The sequence below is a fragment of the Aporhodopirellula sallentina SM41 genome (genome assembly GCF_000346505.1).
GTDB lineage: Bacteria > Planctomycetota > Planctomycetia > Pirellulales > Pirellulaceae > Rhodopirellula > Rhodopirellula sallentina.
On record NZ_ANOH01000414.1, the window covers coordinates 1 to 5,459 of the forward strand.

Annotated in this window: 1 protein-coding gene and 2 pseudogenes; 1 reads left to right on the top strand and 2 read right to left on the bottom strand. The window is 58.1% G+C overall.

The genetic code is table 11. The features are described from left to right. Nucleotides 1-728 (bottom strand): annotated as a pseudogene (locus RSSM_RS33995) (hypothetical protein); the annotation flags it as partial. 159 nt (nt 729-887) lie between these two features. Next, nucleotides 888-3,029, bottom strand: coding sequence for a type IV pilus assembly protein PilM (gene pilM / locus RSSM_RS27045; protein WP_008687243.1), 2,142 nt, complete (start codon nt 3,027-3,029; stop codon nt 888-890). Between the two features lie 248 nt (nt 3,030-3,277). Here pilM and RSSM_RS27050 point away from each other — a divergent pair. After that, nucleotides 3,278-5,459, top strand: a pseudogene (locus tag RSSM_RS27050) (hypothetical protein); the annotation flags it as partial.

The window sequence follows — 5,459 nt, forward strand, 5'->3', positions numbered from 1 at the left end:
TCCAGTTCGTTCGGGCGTCGGGACGCCCACGGGAACAGTTCGCTGACCAATTCGGACTGGGCACCATTGGACCAACGAACGAGCGGTCCTTTTTTGACACCACTGATGCTGATGTCACTCATGCCTGTGCCCATGCCCATGCGGCTGCCCATCCCCATGTCCATGTCCATTCCCATGTCCATGCCGCCCATTCCCATCCCGCCGGCGCGTGCGCTGGATGATGTGTCGAAGCTGGCCGTCCATTCGGCTTTGGCGATTTTCGCAATGCTGGGCAGGACGTTGGCGATGTAGTAGCGATACTGTTGCAGCAACGCCGTCGGGATCTTTTGTTCCTCGAGAATCGGGAAGCTGATATACGACTCGATCGGAATCTTGTCGCGATAGTGATCGAGCAACTCGTCGCTCAGTTCTTCCTCGGGCCAAACGAGAATGTCTTTTTGTTTCTCGAAAACGGTACTCCAGGCGTCGAGCACCTGATCCTCCCGTTTTTCGATCATCTCTTCCATCTTCTCGTGGGAGATCGCGTTGGGGTGCGTGGGGATCTCCGAACGAACGCTTTTGACTTTGCTGATGTCACCACGGATCGCGCTGGCGCGGGAATCACTCTCAGCCACCAGGTCGCTGGTTACTTTGAACCAAACGCCGAGTGAACCGAGCAAGATAACGCCGACTGAAAGCCAGAAGCCGTACTTCTTCAGGAATTCTAAGGCTGGTTTGAGTTGTTCCATATCAGCACGTGCCGTGGATGTTCGAAGAGAAGGCGATGAGTGGGGGTGTTGGATTCGTCGGCGGCTGGTTTTCAAAGCCGCTCGATAACGGACCGCAGGTTTTGCGGCGGTCCAATGTCAGTAGACGTCGGTTTGTTGACCCACGTCGTTTCGATCGATCTACATCGTAACGTCAGGCTCGACGAGTGTTTCGTTCTCGGCCTCGGCTGCCGCTTCTTCGGCGGCCAAACGTTTGGCTTCCATGCGAGCACTCCAAGGAGTCGGCTTCCAAACGAACTGGAAGACGAAATCGAGTCGCAGTTCTTCGAGCGTCGGCGGATCGTAGACCAACGTTTCACCGTCCGGCCCGATCAGTTCTTGATCCGGTGGAAGGCCGCCGGAAGGGACCATGCGAGCCGCGAGGCTGTTGGGGTCGTAGTCCGGGTTACGCACTTGGACGAGGACCGGTTGCTTCTCATCGAGTTGCAGCGGGTAGCTGATGCCGAGTTCTTGCGGCGTGAACGTTTCTTTTTCTCCGTTCGGGCCGGTCAACGTGATCGGTTTCTCGATGAAGTTCCTCGTCAAGTGACGACGGACGTGGTTGCTGCCTTCGTAACCCATCCGCTCGGGGCTGTTGTAGTAGTGGTATCCTCGGAGTTGGATCACCCAGCCTTCTTCGATTGGTCCGGTGTCTTCGGCAAACTCTTCCGGAAGAACGTACCCCGTTTGATCGGCGTAGTTCATCATCTCTTCTTTGTAGCGTTTGTCGAGGATCTCCGTGTACCAAATGCTGAGGTCGTCGAAGTGTTTGGTTTCGATATCCGTGATATGGATGTCGATGCGGTCTTTGTACGGTTTCTCGCGAGGCGAGGGCAGTTTGCCGTCTTCGTATTCGTCACGCGGGATCATCTCGTTGATCGTCTTAAACAGTTCGAGCCACAGCAATCGCTCGTCATTATCACCGGTGATTTCTTCACCGAGTGAGTTCAAAAACAGCAGGCGACTTTCCAGGTCAGCGTCTTTGGTCTTTTCCTCTGAGCTGTGGTTGGACATGTCGGAGACGGCGCTCTTGGCCGTTTTCCACACGTTGTCATGGGTCGTCGCCCAGGAACGTTGGGTCAAACCGTACTGGACCGTTGAACCGATCAGAATCGCGGTCAGTCCGAGCAACGCCCACGGCTTCTTCGCACGGATCATCCGCTGCGTCAGGATTTCACGCGGAACCAACGTCGTGTGCACTTGGCTCATGCCGAGCCCTTGCAGGCACAACCCGTAGCAAACCGCGAACGTCGGTGCGTTGTCGCGGAAGGTCGGGATCGACAAGACGTCGTCGCCGCCGAGGCGGTTGAAACGGTCCAGCATTTGAACTTCGTAACCGAGGTTCTTGCCCAAGTAAGCCGCCAGGCCAGGCATCTTGACTGTGTTACCGGTCACCAACAGTTCGGTGATCTCGGCTTTCTTGTCGATGCTTCGGAAGAAGCCGATCGAACGCTGGACCTCGGTCACCAAATCGTTGAAGACCGGCCGCATCGTTTGGAACACGAGTTTCGGGTCGACCGCTTCGCGAGCGTTCCGTTTGAGATGTTCGGCTTTGGCGAAGGTGAGTTTGAGGTCCTTCGTCAATTGACGCGTGAAGTGGTTACCGCCGATCGGCATGCTGCGTTGCCAGATCCGGAACCCGTTGGTAATGATCAGGTCGCTCGAATCCGTACCGATCGAAAGGATCACCGTCGAGGTCGGCGGGTTGTCGGCGTCAAACTCTTCGTTCTCGAGCCGCTCGTGCATCCGGTCGTACGCGATCGCATTATAAAGCGCGATCGGTGCGAGTTGGACGAGGTCGACCTGCATGTCGGCTTCGTCGAACGGAGCCAATTGACGATATGCCTGTTCACGCTTCATCGCGAACAACCCGACTTCGCTTTCGAGAGCGTAGCCTTCCTGGATCTGAGCCCCCGGCATCATCTGGTAATCCCAGATCACGTCGGACAACTCAAACGGAATTTGCTGTTTGGCTTCGTAGCGGACGATGTCGGCGATCTTTTTCAGATCGACCGGCGGCGGCTTGAAGAACTTCGCCAATCCGCTCTGGCCGGGAACGCTGATGCAGACCTTGTCCCGGATCGATTCGTTCCGATCGAGTAACTGCAAAATCGCTTCGGCGATCAGTTCGTCGGGATTGGCATCGGGTTGGCTGAGAATTTTCGGGTATTCGACGAAATCGAACTGGTCGGCGACGATTTCATCGCCGTCTTTGACGCAGTGCAGTGCTTTGAGAGCACTTTGACCAATTTCAATTCCCCAAACGCCGGCGGAGCCTGCCATGGTTGTCTTTCACACGAATTAAGTAGAAGAAAAGGGAAACGTAGTTCTTTTACGTTTCAAATTGAGAATAGTTTCCGCGGAGCGGGAGGTGCCAGTGGGGCTGTATTCCGATTAGTATCTCGTTTTCCGCCCTTCCCGTCAAATTTTAGTCGCTCATGCCGCTTTTTGCTGAGTGCTGTGTCATAATTCCGTGCAGCACGATCGAAGATTTCCCTTCCCGATTGGATCCTGCCGGTGCGCGAAGCCTGTTGGGTGGTCTGACCGCCGTCTGGCACCCACGATTAATCGCCGAAATTGGCAGTGCCCCGACTTGGCATCGCAGCGACGACTTGCCGCCTGCGATGTCCACCGCCACCGAATCGTCGGATGATTTCGCGGTCCCTTCCTCTGACGGTTCAGCAGGCGATTCCGCAGGAATTGAAAACGGGAATCCGGCAACGCAGCCGACCGAAACTCCCGTCCGATTGTTGGTCGTGCCGGAAGTCTGCGTGACGACGCTGCCCGGCGAACTGCGGGCGGCGGTCGACCAAGCCGCCGTTTCGCACCACAGCCCGATCGAAGGGACCAGCCACGAGATCCGGATCCGCGTTTCCAGCCGGGCCGATACGCTCGAGAAAATCGCCGCGGCGGTCTCGATGCTGAAAGACCCCGACGCACAGGCATTCGGCCAACAGGGCTCCGGCAGTGCAAACGCCTCGCAACCCACAGACGAACCGCAAAAGCCGAACGCCCCTCGAAAGAATGGCTGGACCGATTTGGTGCCCTCGCAATCGGTTATCTGTGAGCACGATTTCTTTGCGTTGGGTTACACGTGGTGGCAAACCCAGGTCCTGACGCGGCGCCTGCGGTACACCAGCAACCTCGATCACCTGCATTTCGAGAACCGGCTCGTCGAAGCCGCACGGGCGTTCGTCGACGGTCGATTGCGGGAGGCGACCGAGGCGATGCACGACTGTTTCGATGCCCTGGCCGAGGAACGAGACCATTATTTCTCGTCGGATCCCTCGTTGATCGATCTGACGTTGCTGACCCCAGGCACGATCGATTCATGGTTGGAGACACGTTCGACCTCGCCGCAACAACCGCTCGACGGCGATTCCGTGCCGCGAACGGCACTGCCGACTCCCGAAAACCTCCTGGTCGACGAAGACGTTGCGGTTGCAGTCGCGGACGGACCGGCAGAGCGACGCGAGCGTTTCCGTCAGGCGCTCGAGCGAAACGACCAGAAACCACCGTCGCCGCGGATTGCGGATCAAACTCCCGGTGTCGATGCGACGCCCAATGGCGGACAACCCGCCGACCAGCCATCCCCACAGCCGAACTCGGTCGGTTGGCTCGGGGGCGGTCCGTCGAGTGATTTTTCCTTCGACGAACATTCGATTGCCGCGTCGGAACAACGAATCGCCAGTGCGGTCCGGGCGGTTCGTGATGTCGGGACGGGGCCGCTGACGGTGTACGGCCGACTCGGTGGCGGGATCGCCGGTGAGTGGGTGCCCGCGATCGCCGCGGCGGGTTTCGACGGCATCGTTCCGGTCGACTTTCTCAACGGACGTGGTTTTGACGATGAATCGAAGGTCTTGCTCGGCGAAGGCGACCAGGAAGTCGAGGCGTTGACGTCCAAACCGATCGATGCGGATGACGAAAGTTCATTCCTGACCCTTTCGACCAAATTGGGCGAGGAAATCGACCGAGGCGAAATCGCGACCGCGTTGATGGTTCATTGGCCGGGTGGGGGATGCGACAGTTTCCACGACGTTCGCCGGGCCGCGTCCTGGTCATTATGTCTGGGACGGTTCTGGCGGATTGACGATTACTTCACCGATGGCGAGCGACCCTACCATCACGGCGCCGCCCCCAAAGCCACACCGGCCTCGGCGGAGACGGTCGCCGACCTCAAACGCCGCCGATCGCGTCTGCACGACGACCTCCGGCTCCAATCGGAAAGAAACGTGATCGGGTATGCCGCATTGGTGAATCCGGAGATCGCGTTTCAGGCGATCGACAACGGCGAGGATTCCACGACGGTGGTCGCCAACGTCGCCGCGTCGCTGGGGTTCCCGGTCGGTTCGGCTGTGTATCGCACGGGAATCGAAAACGCACAGCCGAAAACCAGCCAATCGGCGGAAAACGTTCTGTTGATGCACGCTTCGTTCCCGGCCGCTCGCACCGGCGTTCACGTATCGGGAAAGGTGTCACCCAACGCCGCTTCGGTTTTCGATGCCGCATCATCGGGCAACGGCACTGACCTGATCGTTGATGTTCCCGCTTGGGGATTTTCGGCGGTTGGCCCGGCCGTCCCGCTCGGCGGTGAAGGCGATAAACCGAAAGCTTCCTCCGCGTTGAAGAAATTGTCGCGTTGGTTGACCGGCGGCGGTGGGAAGATCTCAAAGGAAAATCGTCTGAGCAACGAGTTCATGGAAGTCTCGATCC

Coding starts and splice junctions, on each gene's coding strand:
- pilM (WP_008687243.1), bottom strand. CDS start 3,029: ATGGCAGGCTCCGCCGGCGTTTGGGGAATTGAAATTGGTCAAAGTGCT.